This window comes from Streptomyces roseirectus (assembly GCF_014489635.1).
Classification (GTDB): Bacteria; Actinomycetota; Actinomycetes; order Streptomycetales; family Streptomycetaceae; genus Streptomyces; species Streptomyces roseirectus.
This window is the reverse complement of the sequence record NZ_CP060828.1, coordinates 840850-862157: the sequence shown is the minus strand read 5'-3', so window position 1 is coordinate 862157 and position 21308 is coordinate 840850. Positions and strand designations below refer to the sequence as shown.

Genomic DNA, 21308 nt, shown 5'->3' with positions numbered 1-21308 from the left:
GCGGTGCTCGAAGACACCACGAACCCTAGGAACCCGCACGCCGATCGCGGTCCTGACGGATGTCAGGGTGCGTCAGGGGCGGTCCCGTCAGGAGAGGAACACCCGTGACCCGTCCGCCGATCGACCCGTTCACCCCCGCCTGAACGCCTTCTGCCACCGCACCGCCGCCGCGGCCCGCGCCGCGCACACCGGCGACCTCCCGCCCTTCCACGGCGTGCCGCTGCCCTTCAAGGCTGCGTCGACGTCGACCACCTACGGCTCCGCCGCCACCGCGCGCACCCCGGCCAAGGAGCCGGACCCGGTCGTGCGGCGCCTGGAGGAGGCCGGGTTCGTGCCGCTCGGCAAGACCACCACCTCCGAGTTCGGCAGCCTGCCCGTCACCGAGAACGACACCCTGGGCATCACCCGCAACCCCTGGGACCCGGACCGCACACCCGGCGGCTCGTCCAGCGGGGCAGCCGTCGCCGTCGCCGCTCGCCCACGCCGAGGGCGGCGGCGGCTCGATCCGCATCCCCGCCTCCTGCACCGGCCTCGTCGGCCTCCGGCGCGCGTCGAAGCCGTCCACACCGTCCTGCGGGCCCTCGAAGCGGCCGGCCACCACCTCGTCGACACCCCGCTCCCGCTGCCGCCGGCCGACGGCCTCGTCACGGCGTTCACGACCCTGTGGAACGTCGGCGGCGCCTCACCGACCCCGACCGCGTCGAACCGCACGACCGCGCCCTGCGCGAGGCGGCACGGGCCGTCGACTCCTGGGCGTTCACGGAAGGGCCGGGCCGCACCCAGGAGCTGTCCCGGCGCATCGTCGAGGGCTTCCTCGCGAACTTCGACATCCTCGTCACGCCCACCATGGCCTGCCTCCCGCCCCTCATCGGCGAGTGGCGCGCCGGCACCGAGGACGACCCCCTGCGCGCGGTCCGCAACACCTACCCATGGCCGTGTTCACCTCCGTCCGCCCCGGCGCAGTCGGCCGAGGAGCGAGGCGCGGCCGCAACCGCAGCGGATGATCGACGACATGGCGCACACCCCGGCGTTCGTGATCGGCCCGCGTACCGAGATCGTCGCGTGGAACGCGAACTCTCCGCCCGCGACGAGCAGTTCCTCGCCTGGTGGGACGCCCACGACGTCGCCGTCCGCGACACCGGCACCAAGCACCTGCGCCACCCCGTCGCCGGTGACCTGCACCTCGACTGGAACGCCGTCACCTGGGCCGCCGACCCGGACCTCCAGATCATCGTCTGGACCGCCGAGGCCGGCACCCCCACTCACGACAGCCTGCGCCTGCTCGCCTCCTGGGCGACCGACCGCCCCCCTCCTCAGCCTGACCGGCTGCCGCACGCCTGTGCGAGGTCCGGTCGGCCGCCCGTTCAGGTGTTCACCGGGCATCACCCGCACGGCGCGTTTGAGCCTCGGCACACGACACCGAACGAGTGATGTTCCCGTGCCTCGCAGGCCCCCCGCGGCATCGCACATCCGTGCAGTTCGCGACGTTTCTCCTCACCCATGGCGGATGCGGAGGGCGAGGAGCTGGCCAAGATTAGTCACGGGTCGTCGCGGACAGTAAGGGCGGCATGGCCATCGACCTCAAACAGACCGCCATCAATCCGGACCTCCCGGAGATCCCGCCGACCCGCAACACCCAGGCCGCCTTGGTGGCGGTGCTGAAGGACCTCCAGGGCAACATCCTCAAGAGCCACGGCCGCGACCACAGCCGCCACCTGTTCGTCACCTTCAAGACGGCCGACGCGGCCGACCGGAAGAAGGCCAGACAGTGGCTCGCCGGACTGGTCACCTCGAAGCTCGTCACCTCCGCCCACCGGCAGCGGGAGGAAGCGCGGGCCTACCGGGCGACGCTGGCGGCCACCGAGGCGAACCCCGCCGGAGCACAGCAAGCGGTCGAGGACGCGAGCAAGGTCTTCGTCGGCGTGATGCTCTCCGCCGCCTGCTACCGCGACCTGGGACTCGGCCCGGACGCCACCCCCGACGACCCGTCCTTCCTCGCCGGCGCCAAACAGCGCGCGGGGTTCCTCAACGACCCGAAGGACGACCAGTGGGAGCCGGGCTTCCGCAACACCCTGCACGTCCTGCTCGTCGCCGCAGACGACCACGCCACCAACCGCCTCGACCCGCTCCTCAAGCGGCTCAGGAACGACCTCAAGGACATCGCCGCCCACCTCCACGAGGAGACCGGCGCCGCGATGCGCCTGGACGCGTCCGGCCAGTGGAACGCCCAGGCCCCCGTACGTGAGCACTTCGGCTTCGTCGACGGCATCAGCCAGCCCCTCTTCTTCGCCGACGACATCGACCGCGCCCGCACCCGCCAGGGCGGCATCGACCGCTACGACCCCAGCGCCCCCCTCGACCTGGTCCTCCTCAAGGACCCCGGCGGCGACAGGTCCACCGCCTACGGCTCCTACTTCGTGTACCGCAAGCTGGAGCAGGACGTCCCCGCCTTCCGCGCCGGCGAGAAGGCCCTCGCCGCGAAGATCGCCCAGCACGCCCACCCCACGACACCCCCGGCCACCCCGCACGACGTCGCCCTCGCCGGCGCCTACATGGTGGGCCGCTTCCAGGACGGCACCCCGGTCCTGGAGCGCGACACGGCCGGACTCGGCGCCGAGCCGAACAACTTCGCCTACGACGAGGACGTCGACGCCGTCCGCTGCCCCTTCCAGGCGCACATCCGCAAGACCAACCCGCGCGGCGACAAACAGCGCCAGTTCGGGGTGCCGCTCACCCAGGAGCGCGCCAACCGGATCGTCCGCCGGGGCATCAGCTACGGCAAGGTGACCCTGGACCCGAAGCCGGAGGACGGCAAGGTCGGCCTGCTGTTCCTGTGCGCGCAGAGCAGCATCCCCGACCAGTTCGAGTTCATCCAGGCGGCCTGGGCGAACTACCAGGACTTCCTCGTCCCCGGCAGCGGCCTCGACCCGGTGATCGGCACCCTGCCCCGACGGACCCCGCCGCCCACGCAGGTCCCGCAGCCCTGGCCCAAGATCTACGCCTCCCACAACCAGCTCGACTTCGCCAAGCCGCAGCCGGAGCCCCCGCACTTCCCGACGCCGATGAGCCACACCTTCACGCAGGCCGTCGGCCAGTGGGTGACCATGCGCGGCGGCGAGTACTTCTTCGTCCCGAGCCTGAGCGCGCTCACCGCGTTCGGCACCGCGGAGGAGAAGTGACCGTGCCCGGCTTCCGCACCGCCGTCGACAAGCTGGCCCGCAGGCTCAGCGGCTACGTCTGTGAACCCGGCAGCGCCGAGTACGCGAGGACGGTCGCCATCGACAACGGCCGCACCCGCACACCCCCGGCCCTCGTGATCCGCGCGAACTCCACCGCCGACGTCGCCCTCGCCCTCGCGTTCGCCAAAGACACCGAACGCCCCCTGACGGTGCGCGGCGGCGGCCACAGCGCCGCCGGGTACTGCCTCAACCGGGGCGGCATCGTCCTCGACCTCGGCCTGATGCGGACGATCACCCCGCACAAGGAGGCGCGACAGCTCACCGTCCAGATGGGCGCCCTGTGGAACGACGTGTACGGGTACGCCGACCGCGCCGGCGACGGGCTGATCCCGGTCGGCGGGGGCTGCCTCACCGTGGGGCTGCCCGGCTTCCTGCTGGGCGGCGGCTACAGCTTCGTCTCCCGCTCCTACGGCCTCGGCAGCGACAACGTCACCATGATCAAGCTGGTCGACGCCTCGGGCACCCTGCGCACGCTCACCGCCGACGCCGCCGCGAAGGAGGACCGGGACCTGTTCTGGGCGTGCCGGGGCGGCGGCGGGGGGAACTTCGGCGTCGCCGTCGAGATGACCCTGCGACTGCACAAACCGCCCGCCGACACCGTCCTCGGCGGCGCCCTCTCCTACCGCCTGGAGCGCGCCGAGGAGGTCATCGCCGCCTACGACGCGTGGGCGGCGAAACTCCCGCCGCAGATGGCCGCCTACGGCTATGTCGGCCACGACCCCGACCCCGCCGAACCCACCCGCAGGATCCCGGTGTTCCGCATCACGCCGGTCCACAACGGCCCCTACGCCGAGGGCGCCGCGCTGCTCGCGCCGATGCTGAAGCTGAACCCCCTCGACGTCCGCCTGCACTCGATGCCGCTGCCCAGGCTGGAGATGGCCATCGGCCGCTCCACCCTCGTCGGCGACCGGCTGGCGTACATCCGCTCCGGCATGATCGGCGACCAGCAGGGCTGGACCCCGGGGATGATCAGGACCCTCCGGGACGCGATGGCCACCGCGCCCTCGACCGACACCTTCGCCGTGTGGACGCACGGCCGGGGCAAGGTCGCCGACCCGGCACTCGCGGGCCAGGGCCCCTACCCGCACCGCGACAAGCGGTACGTCTTCGAGGTCAAGGCCATCTGGGCCGACCCCGCCGACACCCGCGCCAACGTCGAGTGGGCCGTCCGCCTCGGCGAGGCGATGAAGGACGACTTCCAGGGCGCCTACGTCAACTACATCGACCCCCTCCAGGAGAAGTGGGCCACCGCCTACTACGGCGAGCGGAACCTGGCCGAGCTGCGGCGGATCAAGAAGGCCGCCGACCCCGAGGGCTTCTTCACGTTCCAGCAGTCCGTCGACTCCGCCTTCGAACCCGACCTGTCCGCACCCCTCGACCTCAGCCCCCTCAACCGCACCCTCCTCTGACCCCACGGGAGCACCCGCATGGGCAACGACACCCCCCGCACCCCCAAGAACATCTTCACCGACCTCTCCGTCGAACTCACCGGCTTCGACCGCGCGGAACTCGCCGGCACCGGCATGATCGACACCTACTACGCGACCCTCCTGCGGATGATCGGCGAACGCGAGGCCGGCCAGTTCCTGCGCTACGCGGACGACGCCCTCACCGAGGACGGCGAGACCACCCCCGGCGCCGGCGAGGCGTTCAAGGAGGCCATCGTCGACAGCGACCGCTTCGGACCGGTCGCCGCCGCCCTGGTCAAACTCTGGTACCTCGGCCGCTGGTACCCCCTGCCCGCCGGTTACCGCGACCGCTTCGGCTCGACCGCCGACGACGTCGAACACGTCGTCTCCGGCCAGAGCCACCGCGAGGGCCTGGTGTGGGTCGCCGCCGGAGCGCACCCCATGGGCGCCAAACCCCCGGGCTTCGGCTCCTGGGGCGAACCCCCGGCCCTGCCCCTGTGACCCCGAGAACCCGAGGTGGAACCATGACCGACCCCGCCGAGACCACCGAGCCCGACTACGACCTCGTCATCGTCGGCGGCGGCATCTCGGGCGCCGTCGTCGCCAAGACCGTCATCGAGAAGTGCGCGGCGGACGACGAGCACCCGAGGATCCTGATCCTGGAGGCCGGCCGCGCCACGGCGCTCAGCGCCGACAAGTACGACACCTACGTCGAGGCGTACCACGAAGCCCTCCTCAAGGTCCCCAACTCCCCCTACCCGGCGAGCAGTTCCGCGCCCCAGCCGGACGTCCTCGACATCCGGCCGCTCAAGGACGCGCAGGGCAACACGGTCACCAGCGCCCAGGGCTACTTCGTCCAGAAGGGCCCCCTGCCCTTCGGCAGCGACTACGCCCGCTCGCTCGGCGGCACCACCCTGCACTGGCTCGGCACCTGCCTGCGCATGCTGCCCAACGACTTCCGGATGCGCACCGTCTACCAGCGGGCCGTCGACTGGCCGCTCACCTACGACGACCTCAAGCCGTACTACGAGCGCGCCGAGTGGGACATCCTCGGCGTCGCGGCGGACGTCGCCCACCAGTACTACCCGGGCATCGGCGACGACCCGAAGACGTACTTCAAGAGCGCGAACACCGACAAGTTCAAGAACGGCGTCTACAGCTTCCCGATGGCGGAGATCCCCTCCAGTTACCTCGACCGGTACATCAGCCACACCATCGGCGACCTGAAGATCAAGCTGCCCGACCTGAAAAAGCCCACGCACACCTTCCCGGTCAAGATCAGCAACACCCCCGTCGCCCGCAACTCCACGCCCACCACCCCCGACTACAGGATCACCGGCGCCGCCGGGAACGCCGAACGCGGCCAGCGCTGCGAGGGCAACTCCAGCTGCATCCCGATCTGCCCCGTCCAGGCCAAGTACAACGCGCTCAAGACCCTGTACGAGCTGATCGTCAAGTACCCCGAGAAGCTGCGGCCCGACGAGGAGGAACGCGCCCGCGTCACCATCCGCAGCCAGTCCGTCGCCATGGAGGTCGTCCACACCACGGGGCAAGGCGCCGAGGTCACCGGCATCAAGTACCGCACCTACCAGGACGGCGCACCGCCCACCGACCACACCGTCACCGCCCGCACCTACGTCCTCGCCGCCAACGCCATCGAGAACGCCACCCTGCTCCTCGCCTCCAAGGCCGCCAACCGGAGCAAACAGGTCGGCCGCAACCTCATGGACCACCCCCTGCTGCTCACCTGGGGCCTGCTCCCCGACAACGTCGGCGCCTACCGGGGCCCCGGCTCCACCTCCGGCATCCCCGCCTTCCGTGACGGCACCTTCCGCGGGGAACGCACCGCCTTCCGCGTCGAGATCGGCAACTGGGGCTGGAACTTCCCCGAGAACGCCCCCTACGACACCGTCATCGACCTCGTCGGCAGCGAACGCCCCGCGCTGTACGGCGCCGCGCTGCGCAAGCGGATCGGCGAGATCGTGCCCCGGCAGTTCCGCATCGCCTGGGAGCTGGAACAGGACCCCGAGGAACGCAACCGCGTCACCATCGACGACACCTACCGCGACGCGCTCGGCAAACACCGCCCCGTCATCCACTACGACCTCTCCGAGTACGTCCGGGCCGCCCTGCCCTGGGCAGCCGAGGCGAACCGGCAGCTCTTCGCCAGGCTCGGCATGACCCGGAAGGTGAAGCGGCCCACGTACGAGACCGGCGACTACAGCCACTACGACACCGACAACCCCATGGAGGTCGAGTACGACGGCGTCACCTACTGGGTCGCCGGCGCCGGCCACGTCGTCGGCACCCACCGCATGGGCAACGACCCGAAGACCTCCGTCGTCGACAAGTACCAGCGCAGCCACGACCTGCCCAACCTGTACGTCGTCGGCTGCGGCAGCATGCCGACGCTCGGCACCTCCAACCCCACCCTCACCATGACCGCCCTGGCGCTGCACACGGGTGACAAGATCGCCGAGGAGCTGTTCACGTGAGCACCCCGCCCACCGGCAAACCGGCCCCCCTGAAGAACCTGACCGAGCTGAAGGCCGCCCTCCAGCTCGCCATCGGCCTGGAACTCAGCACCATCCCCGTCTACCTCACCGCCCTCTACTCCATCAAGGACGGCACCAACACCGAGGCGGTCCAGACCATCCGCAGCGTCGTCATGGAGGAGATGCTGCACATGACGCTCGCCGCGAACGTCCTCAACGCGCTCGGCGAGAGACCCAGCACCGAGCCGGTCACCTTCCGCACCGCCAAGAACATCCACCCGGTCCCCGAGTACCCCCTCGACAGCGCCCTCGTCTCCGGCATCGGCACGCTCACCCTCCAGCCCTTCACCCCCGCCGCCGTGGAGAGCTTCGTAAGGATCGAGTCGCCTTACCACGGCGCGAAGTCCCTGGACGAACTCCAGCGCGTCGAGGGCAGGTACGCCACCATCGGCGAGTTCTACGAGGCCGTCGCCGCCGCGCTCGGCGCGGCGGCGGGGATCTGCCAGGACGCCGACTTCACCCACGGCAACCAGGTCGCGGCCACCCACTACTACGGGGGCGCCGGCCGCGCGATCCAGGTCGTCGACCGGGCGAGCGCGCTCGCCGCGATCCACATGATCGTGGACGAGGGCGAGGGCATGCCGGAGCAGTACACGCGCCGCCAGGCCAAGAAGGTCACCACCGAGGACCGCCTCAACAACGGCTGGCAGATGTACTCGCACTACGCCCGCTTCCGCGAACTCCAGACCGGACGCCGCTTCCGCAGCGACCAGACCGCCGACGAGATTCCGCGCGGCTCCCTGGTGCCGATCGACTACGACGCCGTCCACCCGGCGTTCCACGTCAAGCGCGCCGGCGCCCCGCACAGCCCCGAGGACCTGGCCCTCGACCAGTTCGACCGCACCTACTCCCGGCTCGTCGACGACCTCTACCTCGCCTTCGCCGGCCGGACCCGGAAGGTCAAGGACAGGCTCGCCCCCGGCGGCGAACGCGACGCCGACCCGCTCCTGCTGGCCGTCCACGGCATGAAGGCCCTCAAGGACAAGGCCGTCGCCCTGATGCGCACCCCGGACCCGGCCCACCCCGCCCGCCGGCTCTGCCCCCGGTTCCACTACACCCCGACGCCGAAGGGAGCCTCGTCATGATCTCCATCGTCACCAAGTGGTGGCACGTCGAAGGCAAGCGGGAGGAGGCCGTCGCCGCGCTCAAGGACCTCGTCGAACTGGTGAGGAACGGTGAGCCGGACACCTACATGTACTGCCTGCACACCGCCGTCGTCGACGGCTCCCTCCCGCCGCCCACCCCGAACGAGCTGATCTTCCTCGGCGCCTGGAAGGACCGCGCGGCCTTCGACGCCCACCGCGACGGCAAGCTCTTCCAGGACTGGCTCGCCCGGCACCTGCACCTGTTCGTGCGAAACGGCGGGAAGCTGTACGTCAGCGCCGAGTTCGCGGACCGCTTCAGCGGGTTCGTGCGGGGGGAGGCGATCGGCGGCTGCTGACGCCGGGGTGCGGGAGGGTCGTTCACCGCACTCCGGACGGCGCCCCCGCCAGCGTCTCCACCCGGCCGGTGTCGAGCGAGTAGTAGGCGCTGACCACGGTCAGCTCGCCCTTCTTCACCAGCGGGGCGAGGACGTCGCTGGAGCGCAGGTCGGCGGCGGTGCGGTTCGCGTGGGCGCGGATCATCGCGTCCACCGGATCGGCGTGCTTGACCTTGGCGATCTCCCGGTACGCCGGGCGCAGGGCCTCGACGATCGACTGGAGGTCGCCCGGCAGCCGTCCGCCGCTCTTCAGCTCCTTGTACGCCGCCTTGATCGCACCGCAGTTCTGGTGCCCGAGCACGACGATGAGCGGGGAGCCCGCGGTGAGGGGCCCGTACTCGGCGGACCCGGCGACCACCGGCTGCACGACCTGCCCGCCGGTGCGTATCACGAACAGGTCGCCGATCCCGGTGTCGAAGACCAGCTCCGGCGGGACCCGCGAGTCGATGCACGAGACGACCACACCGTACGGCTTCTGCTCGGGGGCGAGGGCCGCGCGCCTGGCCGGGTTCTGGTCGGGGTGTTGGGGCGTCCCCTTCACCCAGCGCTCGTTGCCCTCCAGCAGCCGCGCGTAGGCGGCCCGCGCGGTGGCGGGCCGGGCGGCCGGGGGAGCGGCGTTCGGGGAGGCGGCGGGCGACGGCGTACCGGCGCTCACCGCCTTGGCCGGTCCGGATCCGTCCGTCGACGAACAGCCGGCGAGGACGGCGGTGGTGGCCACCGCGAGCCCTCCGGCGAGGACGGCCCTGCGCTGCGGCCGGACGGCGTCGTTCATGAGTCAGCCCCTCGATGTCCCTTGAGTGGAGTGGTGAACTCACCCTCTCGGGAGGCCGGTTAACGCCCGTCCAGCGTTCGTCCAGCACAGAGGAAGCGACCGTCAAAATCCGCCCGGCGGCCGGGGCTCGCGCTACTCCTGCGCGTGCCGGATCGCGTCCAGCACGATGTGCGCGACGTGTTCGTCCGTCAGGAAGTACTGGATCTCGCGGGCCTGGCGCTGCGTCGTCACGATCCGCGAGTTGCGCAGCACCCGCAGGTGCTGCGACACGAGCGGCTGGCTCACGCCGAGCACCGCGACCAGTTCATGGACGTACTTCCCGCCCCGCGCCAGCTCGCGCACGATGCCGACGCGCACGGGGGAGGCCAGCGCCTTCAGCAACTCGCTGGCCGCCTGCAGTTCGCGGAGCGGTTCGTCCGGCGCGGGCGGCTGCGAGGTGGGAACGGTTGCCATATGCGCACGTTAGCATCTGGCAACCGTCCCAGGTCAGCCCAGTGATCGACTCGGTGATCGACGGGGCTGCCGGCTCAGTGGTCGTCCCAGTGGCCGTCGTGGGACGCGTGCCGGTGGCCGTCGTGCACGTAGTCGACGTGGTCCTCGTGCGGGACGGCGACGTGGCCGCAGCCCTCGCCGTGCGTGTGGTCGTGGCCCTCGTGGGTGGCGTGGCCGGTCGCGGCGCACTCGTCGGTGTGGTCCTCGTGGACCCGGTGCAGGTGGCCGTCGTGCGCGTAGTCCGTGTGGTCGCCGTGCGGGATGGCGGTGTGGCCGCAGCCCTCGCCGTGGGTGTGCGTGTGGCTGTCGTGGGTGCGGTGTTCGGCGACGGTGGTCATGTGGTGCTCCTGGAAAGGGGATCGGGTGCCGGCGGCTGGTTCCCGCCGACTTCACGTCGTGACATTAACATATGGCGATTCATGCATATGGAATGCGCGGGTCAAGCGCGCGTATACCGGCGCCGCCCGCCGCTACCCGGCCTTCACCGCCCGCCGCTACCCGGCCTTCACCGCCCGCCGCTATCCGGCCTTCGACGCCCGCAGCGAGTAGACCTGCGGGACCCGTTGCCCCGGCGCGAGCCGGAAGTGGCCCAGGTCGTGCTCGTGCAGGAACTCCACCCTGAGCCCCGCCGCCGCGACCGCGCTCACCACGTCCCCCACGCCGTGCCGCCACTCCACCGTCAGCGTCGCCTCCATGGGCGCGTCGGGGTCGGCGTACGTGCCCGGCGCGTCCACCACCATCGGCGCACGGTCGAAGTACCGGCCCTCGACGGTCGTCCCGTCCTCGGCGAGCAGATCGGCGACGGGGTGGTACTCGGCCAGGTACAGGAAGCCCCCGTCGGCCACCAGCTCCGCGGCCGTACGCGCCCACGCGGCGATGTCCGGCAGCCAGCACAGCGCGCCGAAGCCGGTGTAGACGACGTCGAACCGCCGCCCGTCCAGGGCTTCGACGGCGTCGTACACGTCGGCGGCGACGAAGCGGGCCGTGTCCGCGCCGATCCGCCCGGCCAGCTCCCCGGCCGCCTCGACCGCCGCCGGTGAGAAGTCGAGCCCGGTGACGTCCGCCCCGCGCCGGGCCCACGACAACGTGTCCAGCCCGATATGGCACTGGAGGTGCAGCAGGCTCTTGCCCTTGACGTCGCCGACCTCCGCCGGCTCGAAGTCCCGCAGCGAGTCCCCGCCCGCGACGAAACCGGGCAGGTCGTAGAAGGAGCCGGCGGTGTGGATCGGTACGCGCTCGTCCCAGTTGGCGCGGTTGGTGGCACGCCAGTCAGTGGCGTCGGGGGTGGTGGTCATGACAGGTCACGCTAGTCGGGTGCGGGGACGCCGATCAACGGAATTCCGGGGCGGGCCGGCCGAGCGCCAGCCGCAGGGCCTCGGAGACCGCCTCCGGAATGTCGGTGACGGGGAAGAGGACGTGCCGCACGATCCCGTCGCCGTCCGCGACCAGGATCAGCCGCTTGTGCCGCAGCCGCCCCGCTCCCCGGAACGTCGGCAGGCGCAGAGCCGCGGCGATCTCGTGCCCGGCGTCGGAGACCAGCGGGTACGGGATGTTCTCGGCGCGGGCGAACTCGGCCTGTTCGTAGGGGAGTTGGGTGCTGATCCCGCGCACCTCCACACCCGCCCGCCGGAACGTCGGCCAGGCGTCGCGGAACAGCCCGTGCTCCAGCGCGCACCCGGCCGCTCCCGCGATCGCGGGATCCCCCCAGTCGACACCCGTGCCGGGATAGGTGAACAGGACGGTCGCGGTGGCGTCGGGTGCGTGGAGGCCGTCCGGCAGGCGCGTCCCGGGCAGGGCGTGCATGCGTGCGTGTTCGGCGCCGTCCTGTGCGGCCGTCGCGGTGAGGGCGCCGTCGCCCAGGATCCACCGGTCGCCCCAGTCCTGCATCGCGACCAGCAGCGGCAGCAGCGCGGTGCCGGAGTCGGTGAGCAGGTACTCGTAGCGCACGGGGCGCCGCTGGTAGAGGCTGCGGCGCAGGACGCCGTGGGCGACGAGGCGGCCGAGCCGTTCGGTGAGGACCTTGCGGGACAGGCCGATCTCGGCGGCGAGCGCGTCGAACCTGACGTGCCCCCGGGCGACTTCGCGCAGCACGAGTACGTTCCACCAGTCGCCCAGGACGAGTGCGGCCTGCGCGATCCCACAGGTCTCGTCCGCGTTGTGCATCCTCATGCGCCCATAGTAAGTTCCCTTTCGGGACTCACTTTGTTTCCAGTCGGAACTTAAGGAGCGTGTCGTGACCACGATCAGCAGAGTCGTCGCACGGGAGATCATCGACAGCCGGGGCAACCCGACGGTCGAGGTGGACGTCGAGCTGAAGGACGGCTCCCTCGGCCGCGCGGCCGTCCCCTCCGGCGCCTCGACCGGCGCCCGCGAGGCCGTCGAACTGCGCGACGGCGACCCCAGCCGCTTCCACGGCAAGGGCGTCCGGCGCGCCGTCGACGCCGTGAACGAGACCATCGCGGACGCCGTGACCGGCCTCGACGCCGAGGATCAGGCCACCGTCGACGCCACCATGATCGAGCTGGACGGCACCCCCACCAAGTCACGCCTGGGCGCCAACGCCCTGCTCGGCGTCTCCCTCGCCACCGCCAAGGCCGCCGCAGTCGCGCACCGCATGCCGCTCTACCGCTACGTCGGCGGCGTCGACGCCCGCCTGCTGCCCGTGCCGATGATGAACATCGTCAACGGCGGCGCCCACGCCGACAACCCGCTCGACTTCCAGGAGTTCATGATCGCCCCCATCGGCGCGGCCACCTTCGCCGAGGCCGTCCGGATGGGCTCCGAGGTCTTCCACACCCTGCGCGCGAGCCTGCTGGCCGCCGGGCACAGCGTCAACGTCGGCGACGAGGGCGGGTTCGCGCCCGACCTGCGCACCGCCGAGGAGGCCCTGGACTTCGTCGTCCGCGCCATCGAGCGGACCGGCTACAAGCCCGGCACCGACATCACCCTCGTCATGGACCCCGCCGCCTCGGAGTTCCACGAGGAAGGCGAGTACGTCTACGCCGGTGAAGGCGTGCGCCGCAGCTCCGCCGAACACGCCGCGTACCTCGCGGAGCTGGTCGAGCGCTACCCCGTCGCCTCCATCGAGGACCCGATGGGCGAGGACGACCACGAGGGCTGGCGCGACCTCACCGCGCGCCTCGGCGACCGCTGCCAGCTCACCGGCGACGACGTCTTCTGCACCAACGAAGCCCTCCTGCGCGCCGGGATCCGCGACGGCGTCGCCAACTCGGTGCTGGTGAAGGTCAATCAGATCGGCACCCTCACCGAGACGCTGGCCACCGTCTCCACCGCCCACCGCGCCGGCTACACCGTCGTCATGTCCCACCGCTCCGGCGAAACCGAGGACACCACCATCGCCGACCTCGCCGTCGCCACCGGCTGCGGCCAGATCAAGACCGGCTCACTCTCCCGCGCCGACCGCACCGCCAAGTACAACCAACTCGTCCGCATCGAGGAGGAGTTGGGCACCCAGGCCCGGTACGCCGGGGCGGCGGCGCTGGGGCTGCGCGGGTGACCTCACCCGAGGACCGACTCGTCGAAGGCGGTCCTCGACCAGTGCCCCGTGTCCAGGTCCTGGACCCAGGCGCGGCGCTCCAGTCCCCGGGACGGGATCGTACGGAAGTCCTTTCCGTCGAAACGGAATTCCAAGGTCCGTACTTTTCCGTCCCTGGACCAGACGATCTCGGGAACCCAGGAACAGTCACAGGTCCGGGTCGTCACCGTGAGATCGATGAGCAGTGACCTTCCGCCGGTGATTTCCCAGGGAAGCCCTTTTCCTTCCGCGAAACGCACGGTCGCGAAATCGGCGCCGCCGTCGAGATCGGCGGAGGCGGCCAGCCGTTCGGGCCCGCCGCCGCACTGCCCGTCGCGCAGGCCGATCACGGTGGCGTCCTTCGCGGTCGGCGCCGGTTTCCGGGCGAGCACCTTGATCCGCAGTTCCTTGATCTGGAGCGGTCTGTCGTCCACGGGCTGGATGTCGAGGCCCACCCGGGTGCGGTCCGGGTCGCCCGCCGTGCCGGCGCCGATGAGCGCCGGGTCCGGGGTGCCGTCCCCGAGGACGGGTACGCGGGTGAAGGCGCCGGGCGGCCTGGTCACCACCCACGCCGTCCACGGGCAGCGGTAGGCGCTGCGCGTGTAGTGGACGCCGTCGGCGTCCGCGGCCCGCGCGCCGACCGACTCGGCGGCTCTCGGCGAGCGGGAGGCGGTGACGTGCGGCGGGGGCGTCGCATCGTCCTCGAAGCGGTCGCCGAGCCAGGAGAAACCGCCGGCCAGCCCGAGCCCGATCAGCGAGACGACGACCGGCGCGACGACCGCCGTCGCGATGAAGTTCCCGTCCCGCCAGAACCGGCGCGGTGGCGCAGGGGGATCGTCCGGCATCGAGGGCTCCTCCCCGTCCGTGATTTCCGGGATTTCCGGCCCAAAATACCCGACGTATTACCCGGGTACGGAGGGGTCGGCGGGGAGTACATTCGAAATACGCCCGCGGTCCGCCGCGTGTGGGGGAAGAGGTTCGGGGGAATCAGTGAGGCCATATCGAATTCTGCTGATCGGTGTTCTCGTCGCTTCTCTCGTCGCGGGCGGTCTCGTTCTGCGGTGGCGCGAGAGGGAATTGAGTTCCGTGCGCGGTGACGCGGCGGCCCAGCGGCGGAACGTGTCGCGGCTGCTGTCCGTCGAGGCCGGCGGATGGCTCGACCACGACCCGGACCTCGCCTCCCTCCTCGCCGCCCAGGCGTATCTGGTCAGCGCCACCACCGAGGCGGACACCAGCCTCCGCAACGCGGCCTCCCTGCCGCTGCGCCACCGCCTCACGGGACACCACGGCCCGGTCCTGCACCTGGCGTTCAGCCCCGACGGCCGCACCCTCGCCAGCTCCGGCGCCAACACCGACGACACACGCACGGTGAAACTCTGGGACACCCGGACCGGACGGCCGCGCGAAAACCTCCCCCACGACCCCGAGAACCTCGCCCGCGCCGTCGGCTTCACCGACGACGACACCCTCGCCGTGGCCTACGCCGACGGCGTCCTGCGCCGCTGGGACACCCGGACCGGCCGCCCCCGCACGACCCTCGCCCTCCACGTGCCCCGCCCGAACGCGGCGGCCCTCAGCCCCGACGGCCGCACCCTCGCCGCCACCGGGGAGGACGGGACCGTCCGCCTGTGGGACGCGACGACCGGCCGCTCCCGCACCTCCTTCCCCGGCGCCGGCTGGAGCGTCCTGTTCAGCCCGGACGGCCGCACCGTCGCCACCTCGGACCCCGTACAGCTCCACGACACGGCAGACGGCCGCCTGCGCGCGACCCTCACGACGGACGACGCCGGCGCCCTCGCGTTCAGCCCCGACGGCCGCACCCTCGCCGTCGGCGGCGCCGAGCGGAACGTCCGCCTGTGGAACACCGCGACCGGCCGCCGGAGCGGCACCCTCACCACCGAACAGCCCGTCGGGGCATTGGCGTTCAGCCCGGACGGCCGCACGCTAGCGACCGGCGGCGCCGACCGGAACGTCCGGACCTGGGACCTCGCGACCCGGGCCCCGCGCGCCGTGTTCGCCGGGCACCTGGACGGTGTCACGGCGCTCGCCTTCAGCCCCGACGGGCGCACGCTCGCGAGCGGCGGCGACGATCACACCGTCCGGCTGTGGGACGTGCCGGTCGGGCGGGTCCTCACGGCGTCGCGGGACCTGGTGACGTCGGTGGCGTTCGGCCCGGACCGGCGTGTTCTCGCGACCGTGAGCAGCGCGGGCGCACACCTCAGGGACACCGCGACCGGCCGCGTGCGCACGGCCCTCGCGGGGAGCCAAGGACGCGCTGAGAGCGTCGAGTTCAGCCCCGACGGCCGTACCGTCGCCACCGGCGGCCACGACGGGACCGCGCGCCTGCACGACGCCGCGACCGGCCGCGTGCGCACCACCTTCGCCGGGCGCGTCGTGGCGTTCGGCCCGGACGGCGAAACCGTCGCGACCGGCACCGACGACGGCGCCGTCCGCGTCTGGGACACCGCGCACGGGCGCCTGCGGGCCACGCTCCCCAGGACCCGGGGCGAGGTCACGGCCGTCGAGTACAGCCCGGACGGCCGGTTCCTCGCCACGGTCACCGGGCGCACCGTACGGCTCTGGGACGCGCGCACCGGGCGCGTGCGCGACGACCTGGACGCCATGGGGGTCGACCCCGACACGAGGCTCGCCTTCAGCCCCGACAGCCGCACCCTGGCCGCCACCGCGGGCGGCATCGTGTGGATGTGGGACACGGCGACCGGGGACAGCCAGCTCAGCTGGAGCACGGGCATGGGGACGATCACCAGCCACGACGGTTTCCTCATGGGCCTGGCCTTCACCCCCGACGGCCGCACCCTCGTCACCGCCGGCAGCGACCGCGCCGCGTGGCTGTGGGACGTGCCCACGGGCCGCCTGCGCACGGTGTTCACCGGGCACGACGCGGCCGTCATGGCGATCGGCCTGACCCGCGACGGCCGCACCCTCGCCACCGCGAGCATCGACCACACCGTGCGCCTGTGGCCCGTCGACGTCCCCTCCGGGAAGGCGGCGCTCGACCGGGTCTGCCGGGCCGTCGGCCGTGGCCTCACCGTCGGGGAACGGGCGAAGTACCTTGCGGAACAGGCAGGTTCGACACCGGCGTGCGCCCGGCGCTGAGGGTCTTGCTGAGAACCGTGGAACCGCGCCGGACCGCCATGCCGACACGCTCGTACAGGGCCAGCGCCCCCGTGTCGGAGTGCGTCCACAGGACGCAACCCCGTCTGCCCTGCCGCTGGAAGGTGCGGAAGGAGTCCAGGAGCAGGAGTCGGGCGATGCCCCGGCCCCGCTGGTCGCGCCGTACGGCGACCCGTTCGACGTATCCCTCGTCGCCGGGTACGTCCAACGACAGGACTGCGCCGACCAGTTGGCCGTTCATGAAGGCGAGCGGTGATGACTGGGCCAGCCGGTCCGTGCCCCAGGCCTCTGTCCAGTCCAGCAGCCAACTGCCCAGCCCCCGGCCGGTGTGGGCGGGGTGGACGTGGACGGTGGCGCGTCGGCCCCGTACCCAGCCCCAGCCGGCCGGCTTGCCCCCGTCGCCGTGGATGAGGATTGAACTGGCCCCGGGCGTACCGAGGTCGGCGGTGACGCGGTCGAGGTCGGTCGTGGCGTGGCCGTGCAGGGTGGTCTCGCAGGCGGTGATCAGGTGGTGAACGGCCGGGGCGTCGGCGGGAGTTGGTGGGCGGCTGTGGTAGCCGTGGGGGAGGGCGGGGAGTGTCATGGGGAAACTCTGCGGCACCGGCCGGCGAGATGCCGGGAGTTTCCGCGGCACCGGCCGGTGAAGGGGAAGCCGGCTCACTCGTCCAGCCCGAGCGCATCCAGCACGGCGACGACCTCGCGGCGTTGTTCCGCGTCCAACCCCCGTAGCGGGCGCGGGAGGTTGACCTCGCCGGTCAGGCCGAGGTGGGACGCGGCGGCGGCCATCACCCGCAGGCTGCCGTGGCGGCGGAACAGGGCCCACAGGGGTTCGAGGGCGTCAGACAGGTCGTTCGCGTGATCCGCGTGGCCGGACTGCGCGGCGCGGGTGAGGGCCAGCGCTGTGCGCGGGAACGTGCCGCCGAGGACCGAATACCACACGTCACAACCGGAGTTGAGCCCCCGGACGGCCGTCCAGTCGCCGCTGACACCGAGGGCGACGGACGCCGGGAGGAGGGCCCGCAGTGCGGCGACACGGTCCTCGGCCCCGGTGGGGACGCCGGGGATCTTGACGGAGCCGATGTGCGGCAACGCGGCGATACGGGCGTGGAGTTCGTCGCTGAAGCGGACGTGCGTGGTCGCCGGGTTGTCGTACACGCAGAGAGGCACGGAGAGGTGGTGGGTCACGTCCTCGTACAGCCCGAACACCTCGTCGTCGCCGAGGGGTTGGTAGGTCAGCGGCGCCAGCAGGACGGCGGCGGCGCCCGCGTTCTGCGCGTCCTCGGCCAGCGCGAGGACGTCGCGGGTGCGCAGGGCGCCGATGCCGACCATGACGGGCGTGCCGGACGCGGCGTCGACGGCGGCCTCGGCCACGCGGGCGCGCTGCTCGCGGGTGAGATAGGCGTAGCCGCCGGTGGAGCCGAGGGCGCCGATGGAGTCGACCCCGGCGCCGGCGAGCCGGGCCACGAGGGCGGCGTACGCCGTGAGGTCGACGCCGTCCTCGTCGACGGGGGTGAGCGGGAAGGCGCTGAGGCCACGGAACACGGGAAGCTCCTTGGGGAGTCAGGCGGTACGCAGGTCCGCGACGACGGCGGCCAGTTCGGCGGCGAACGCCTCGGCGCGGGGTTCGGTGAGGGTGGAGGTGGTGACGCGGATCGCGGCGCGCGGCGAGGGGGCGACGGCGAAGACGTGACCGGGGCGCACGGCCCAGCCCCGGTGGGCCAGCGCGTCGGTGACGGACCGTTCGTCGACGTCGAGTCCGATCCACAGGTTCAGCCCGTCGGAGTCCGGCGGGACGTCGAACCCGTGCGCGCGCAACCGCTCCGCGAGGAGGGCGGCCCGGCCGGCGTAGCTCTCGCGGGCCCGCTCGTGCAGGTCGTGGACGGCGGGGTCGGCCAGCAGGTCGTGCACGGTGCGCTGGAGGAGCCGGCTGACCCAGGTCATCCCGGCACTGAGGCGCGCGCCGAGCCGCGCCGCGCTCTCGGGGTCGGCCGCGACCAGCGCGACCCGCAGGTCGGGCCCGAGGAACTTGGACACGGACCGCACGAGCGCCCAGCGCGCCGTCCCCGCCGGGGTGATGCGGTGGTACGGCCGGGCCGACACCGCCGAGAAGTGGTCGTCCTCGATCACCAGTACCTGCGGATGCCCGGCGAGGACGGCGCGCAGCTCCTGCGCCCGTTCCGCCGTGAGGCTCGCGCCGGTCGGGTTGTGGGCGCGGGGTGTGGCCACCACCGCGCGGGCCCCGGCGTCGAGGGCTGCCCGCAGCGCGCCGGGGTCCATGCCGTGGGCGTCGACGGGGACCGGGGCCACGCGGTAGCCGGCCAGCCGGAGCGTGCCGATGGTCGCGAGGAAACACGGGTCCTCGACGGCCACGAGGTCGCCCCGCGTGAGGTGGACGCCCAGCAGCCGCTCGGTCGCGTCGACCGCGCCGTGCGTGACCAGCGTCCGCAGCGGACGGTCGACGTCCTCGGCGAAGTCGGCCTCGGCCCAGGCCGCGAGCGCCGGGTCGACGGCCGGGACCCCGTACAGGAACTCGCCCCCGCGGGCCGCCGTCAGGATGTGCGGCAGCAGCTCCGGGTCCGGGTTGCCGCTGGCCAGGTCGACGGCCTCGCCGCCCGCCCCGACGCCCTCCCGGGCGAGCCGGGGGACCGCCGCGACGACGGTTCCGCCGCGCCCCCGGGTCTGCGCGACGCCCGCCTCGACGAGCCGGCGGTATGCCAGGGCCACGGTGTTGCGGTTGACGCCGAGTTCGGCGCAGAGGGCGCGGACCGGGGGGAGGGGGGTGCCGGGCGCGAGGTCGCCCGATGCGACCTGGTCGCGCACGCTGCCGGCGATCTCGGCGGCCGTCGTTCCGGTGATGGGCATGTGATCACCTCCGGGGGCGACCCTAGCAGCTTTGTCCTATGCCAAAATTCAGTCCAGTGGAGGACTGCTCCCCACCCCCCGACCGGGGGATGCCCCGCCCCCGACCGGCGGGCCCGCACCGGACACCCGCCGGATGGGCCGCGCCCCGGCCGGCGGCGAGGCTTGAGGCATGCAACGTGATGAACGCAAGACACAGACCCGCGCGCCCCGCTGGGAAGGCGTCCTTCTGAGCATCGCCGCGACGATCGCCGTCCTGGCGGTGATCCGGCCCGACCTGTACGGCGGGCTGGTCGAGGGCATCGCCGCGACGGTGACGGGGACGCACTGAGCTGAGGGCGCGGGGTCCCACCCCCGCCGGTTACGCTCCAGTCAGTCCCTCTTCGTCCCCCTACCGCCCCATGGAAGAACGTGCTCCCCACCATCCTGGCCGCCGCGGTGATGGCCCTGATCCGCTCCCTCGCCGCACTGCGCCTCCAGCGCTGGCACCTCGGCGCACCGGCCACGATGGTGTTCGCCGGGATCGTCGTCGGGCTCAGCATCGAGGACTCCGTCGCCGCAGCCCTCAACACGGAGGTCGCCCAGCACGCCGCCGAGATCATCCTCGCGTTCCTGCTGTTCGTCGACGCGACCGAGGTGCGCGGCGGCAAGCTCTGGGGCAACGCGCCGAAGCTCGTCGGCCGGGTCCTGCTGATCGCGCTGCCGCTGAGCCTCGGCGCGGCCGTCCTGCTCGGCAAGCTCGCGTTCCCCGGGCTGCCGTGGGCGCTGATGCTGGTGATCGCCTGCATCGTCGTCCCCATCGACTTCGCGCCCAGTGAGAGCGTCGTCCGCGACACCCGGCTGGCGTCGCGGGTGCGCAGCGTGCTGAACGTCGAGAGCGGCTACAACGACGGCATCGTCTCGCCGCTGTTCCTGTTCGCCCTGCTGCTCGCCGGCGGGGACTCCGCCCTCCACACCCCCACCGAGGCCCTGACCAGCGCCGCCGGGCAGGCGGTCAAGGCGATCATCGCCGGGCTGATCATCGGCGCGCTCGTCGCCTGGCTGCTGCACCGCGCCGACCGCGCGGGCTGGACGACCGACCAGTCACGCCGGTTCGCCGTCCTGCTGACCCCGCTGATCGCCTACAGCGCCGGCGTCGAGATCGGCGGCAACGGGTTCGTCACGTCGTTCGTGTGCGGGATCGCCTTCCGGTACGTCCACCGCGTCCTCGTCGCCCGCAGGCAGGCCCACCGCTCGGCCCTCGGGAGCCACGAGGTGGTCCTCCTTGAGGATGTGACCTCGCTGCTCACGATGACCATGTGGTTCGTCGTCGGCCTCGCGGCCGTCGTCACCTTCGAGATCGGCGTGAGCTGGCAGGCGGCCCTGTTCTGCCTCGGCGCCCTCACCGCAGTCCGCATCATCCCAGTCCTCCTCTCCCTCACCGCCTCCCCCCTGAACCGCCGCGACCGCCTCCTCCTCGGCCTCCTCGGCCCCCGCGGCACCACCACCATCGTCTTCGGCCTCATCGCCTACAACAGCCTCCCCGACGGCCCCGGCGCCGACACCGTCCTCCAGACCACCGTCCTCTGCGTCCTCGGCAGCGTCCTGCTCCACGGAATGGGCTCAGAGGCTCTGATCAGCCGCGCCGCGAGGCCGGGCCGGCTCAGGGAGACGGCCCGCTCGACGGTCGCGTAGCCGCCGTCGCCGGGGCCGCGCACGATGTACGTCGGCAGGAGGCGGTGGCGGCGCGCGTTCGCCGGGCAGGGTTCTCGGAGCGGCGCGGGTCGCGGTTGACCACCGCCGACGTCGTGCCCGCCGCGCCGACGCCGGCCGCCCGCGCTCCGCGCACAACA

General features: G+C 72.3%; 20 protein-coding genes and 1 pseudogene. 12 read left to right on the top strand and 9 right to left on the bottom strand.

Annotated features, from left to right (window positions below; all coding sequences use genetic code 11):
• Positions 1-67 precede the first annotated feature (67 nt).
• From IAG44_RS44180 to IAG44_RS03375, 8 genes and pseudogenes are all read left to right on the top strand, one after another.
• Positions 68-466: pseudogene (locus IAG44_RS44180) on the top strand (amidase family protein); the annotation flags it as partial.
• A 197-nt stretch (positions 467-663) separates the two neighbouring features.
• Positions 664-1431, top strand: a complete 768-nt coding sequence (locus tag IAG44_RS43185) for an MmyB family transcriptional regulator (RefSeq protein ID WP_246561405.1) — start codon at positions 664-666, stop codon at positions 1429-1431.
• 137 nt (positions 1432-1568) lie between these two features.
• Positions 1569-3179, top strand: coding sequence for a Dyp-type peroxidase (locus IAG44_RS03400; RefSeq protein ID WP_187745652.1), 1611 nt, complete (start codon positions 1569-1571; stop codon positions 3177-3179).
• Between the two features lie 2 nt (positions 3180-3181).
• Positions 3182-4648, top strand: a complete 1467-nt coding sequence (locus IAG44_RS03395; RefSeq protein WP_187745651.1) for an FAD-binding oxidoreductase — start codon at positions 3182-3184, stop codon at positions 4646-4648.
• Between the two features lie 18 nt (positions 4649-4666).
• Complete coding sequence (locus tag IAG44_RS03390) at positions 4667-5149, top strand: hypothetical protein (protein WP_187745650.1); 483 nt, start codon at positions 4667-4669, stop codon at positions 5147-5149.
• 23 nt (positions 5150-5172) lie between these two features.
• Complete coding sequence (locus tag IAG44_RS03385) at positions 5173-7143, top strand: GMC family oxidoreductase (RefSeq protein ID WP_187745649.1); 1971 nt, start codon at positions 5173-5175, stop codon at positions 7141-7143.
• The gene (locus IAG44_RS03380; protein WP_187745648.1) at positions 7140-8288 is read left to right on the top strand and encodes a ferritin-like domain-containing protein; all 1149 of its coding nucleotides are present in this window, start codon (positions 7140-7142) and stop codon (positions 8286-8288) included. The genes IAG44_RS03385 and IAG44_RS03380 overlap by 4 nt, the downstream gene beginning before the upstream one ends.
• Positions 8285-8644, top strand: coding sequence for a putative quinol monooxygenase (locus IAG44_RS03375; protein WP_187745647.1), 360 nt, complete (start codon positions 8285-8287; stop codon positions 8642-8644). Before IAG44_RS03380 ends, IAG44_RS03375 begins: the two co-directional genes overlap by 4 nt.
• Positions 8645-8666: 22 nt before the next feature.
• Here the strand turns inward: IAG44_RS03375 and IAG44_RS03370 are convergent, their stop codons facing one another.
• The 5 genes from IAG44_RS03370 to IAG44_RS03350 all read right to left on the bottom strand — a co-directional run bounded on the left by IAG44_RS03370 (position 8667) and on the right by IAG44_RS03350 (position 12116).
• Positions 8667-9455: a carbonic anhydrase gene (locus IAG44_RS03370; protein WP_187745646.1), complete on the bottom strand. Its 789-nt coding sequence runs from the start codon at positions 9453-9455 to the stop codon at positions 8667-8669.
• 132 nt (positions 9456-9587) lie between these two features.
• Positions 9588-9908: an ArsR/SmtB family transcription factor gene (locus IAG44_RS03365; RefSeq protein ID WP_187745645.1), complete on the bottom strand. Its 321-nt coding sequence runs from the start codon at positions 9906-9908 to the stop codon at positions 9588-9590.
• A 74-nt stretch (positions 9909-9982) separates the two neighbouring features.
• On the bottom strand, positions 9983-10285 hold the full coding sequence (locus IAG44_RS03360; protein ID WP_187745644.1) for a hypothetical protein: 303 nt from the start codon (positions 10283-10285) through the stop codon (positions 9983-9985).
• A gap of 180 nt (positions 10286-10465) precedes the next feature.
• Complete coding sequence (locus IAG44_RS03355) at positions 10466-11242, bottom strand: class I SAM-dependent methyltransferase (RefSeq protein ID WP_187745643.1); 777 nt, start codon at positions 11240-11242, stop codon at positions 10466-10468.
• A gap of 34 nt (positions 11243-11276) precedes the next feature.
• Entirely contained in the window at positions 11277-12116 is an 840-nt protein-coding gene (locus tag IAG44_RS03350) for a winged helix-turn-helix transcriptional regulator (protein ID WP_187745642.1), read from the bottom strand.
• A gap of 64 nt (positions 12117-12180) precedes the next feature.
• On the opposite strand from IAG44_RS03350, the gene eno reads away from it, so the two are divergent.
• Positions 12181-13464 (top strand): phosphopyruvate hydratase, encoded by a 1284-nt coding sequence (eno, locus tag IAG44_RS03345; RefSeq protein ID WP_187745641.1) that lies wholly within the window; start codon positions 12181-12183, stop codon positions 13462-13464.
• A 2-nt stretch (positions 13465-13466) separates the two neighbouring features.
• Here the strand turns inward: eno and IAG44_RS03340 are convergent, their stop codons facing one another.
• Positions 13467-14327, bottom strand: a complete 861-nt coding sequence (locus tag IAG44_RS03340; protein ID WP_187745640.1) for a hypothetical protein — start codon at positions 14325-14327, stop codon at positions 13467-13469.
• A gap of 241 nt (positions 14328-14568) precedes the next feature.
• Here IAG44_RS03340 and IAG44_RS03335 point away from each other — a divergent pair, with 241 nt between their 5' ends.
• On the top strand, positions 14569-16599 hold the full coding sequence (locus IAG44_RS03335; RefSeq protein ID WP_187745639.1) for a WD40 repeat domain-containing protein: 2031 nt from the start codon (positions 14569-14571) through the stop codon (positions 16597-16599).
• Here the strand turns inward: IAG44_RS03335 and IAG44_RS03330 are convergent.
• From IAG44_RS03330 to IAG44_RS03320, 3 genes are all read right to left on the bottom strand, one after another.
• Positions 16529-17200: a GNAT family N-acetyltransferase gene (locus IAG44_RS03330; RefSeq protein ID WP_187745638.1), complete on the bottom strand. Its 672-nt coding sequence runs from the start codon at positions 17198-17200 to the stop codon at positions 16529-16531. The two genes, IAG44_RS03335 and IAG44_RS03330, sit on opposite strands and share 71 nt — an antisense overlap.
• A gap of 74 nt (positions 17201-17274) precedes the next feature.
• Positions 17275-18159: a dihydrodipicolinate synthase family protein gene (locus IAG44_RS03325; RefSeq protein ID WP_187745637.1), complete on the bottom strand. Its 885-nt coding sequence runs from the start codon at positions 18157-18159 to the stop codon at positions 17275-17277.
• A gap of 18 nt (positions 18160-18177) precedes the next feature.
• Positions 18178-19479 (bottom strand): aminotransferase class I/II-fold pyridoxal phosphate-dependent enzyme, encoded by a 1302-nt coding sequence (locus tag IAG44_RS03320; protein WP_187745636.1) that lies wholly within the window; start codon positions 19477-19479, stop codon positions 18178-18180.
• Between the two features lie 169 nt (positions 19480-19648).
• On the opposite strand from IAG44_RS03320, the gene IAG44_RS03315 reads away from it, so the two are divergent.
• Together IAG44_RS03315 and IAG44_RS03310 are read left to right on the top strand one after the other, a co-directional pair.
• Positions 19649-19807 carry a hypothetical protein gene (locus IAG44_RS03315; protein ID WP_187745635.1) on the top strand — a complete coding sequence of 53 codons (159 nt, stop codon included), beginning with the start codon at positions 19649-19651 and terminating at the stop codon, positions 19805-19807.
• 80 nt (positions 19808-19887) lie between these two features.
• A complete protein-coding gene (locus IAG44_RS03310; RefSeq protein ID WP_187745634.1) occupies positions 19888-21150 on the top strand; it encodes a cation:proton antiporter domain-containing protein in 1263 nt (420 codons plus the stop codon).
• Positions 21151-21308: the final 158 nt, after the last annotated feature.

Excerpts from the sequence above, each read along its gene's own strand:
- IAG44_RS03400 (WP_187745652.1), top strand. The coding sequence starts at position 1,569 with ATGGCCATCGACCTCAAACAGACCGCCATCAATCCGGACCTCCCGGAG.
- IAG44_RS03390 (WP_187745650.1), top strand. The coding sequence starts at position 4,667 with ATGGGCAACGACACCCCCCGCACCCCCAAGAACATCTTCACCGACCTC.
- IAG44_RS03385 (WP_187745649.1), top strand. The coding sequence starts at position 5,173 with ATGACCGACCCCGCCGAGACCACCGAGCCCGACTACGACCTCGTCATC.
- IAG44_RS03375 (WP_187745647.1), top strand. The coding sequence starts at position 8,285 with ATGATCTCCATCGTCACCAAGTGGTGGCACGTCGAAGGCAAGCGGGAG.
- IAG44_RS03370 (WP_187745646.1), bottom strand. The coding sequence starts at position 9,455 with ATGAACGACGCCGTCCGGCCGCAGCGCAGGGCCGTCCTCGCCGGAGGG.
- IAG44_RS03365 (WP_187745645.1), bottom strand. The coding sequence starts at position 9,908 with ATGGCAACCGTTCCCACCTCGCAGCCGCCCGCGCCGGACGAACCGCTC.
- IAG44_RS03360 (WP_187745644.1), bottom strand. The coding sequence starts at position 10,285 with ATGACCACCGTCGCCGAACACCGCACCCACGACAGCCACACGCACACC.
- IAG44_RS03355 (WP_187745643.1), bottom strand. The coding sequence starts at position 11,242 with ATGACCACCACCCCCGACGCCACTGACTGGCGTGCCACCAACCGCGCC.
- IAG44_RS03350 (WP_187745642.1), bottom strand. The coding sequence starts at position 12,116 with ATGAGGATGCACAACGCGGACGAGACCTGTGGGATCGCGCAGGCCGCA.
- IAG44_RS03340 (WP_187745640.1), bottom strand. The coding sequence starts at position 14,327 with ATGCCGGACGATCCCCCTGCGCCACCGCGCCGGTTCTGGCGGGACGGG.
- IAG44_RS03330 (WP_187745638.1), bottom strand. The coding sequence starts at position 17,200 with ATGACACTCCCCGCCCTCCCCCACGGCTACCACAGCCGCCCACCAACT.
- IAG44_RS03320 (WP_187745636.1), bottom strand. The coding sequence starts at position 19,479 with ATGCCCATCACCGGAACGACGGCCGCCGAGATCGCCGGCAGCGTGCGC.
- IAG44_RS03315 (WP_187745635.1), top strand. The coding sequence starts at position 19,649 with ATGCAACGTGATGAACGCAAGACACAGACCCGCGCGCCCCGCTGGGAA.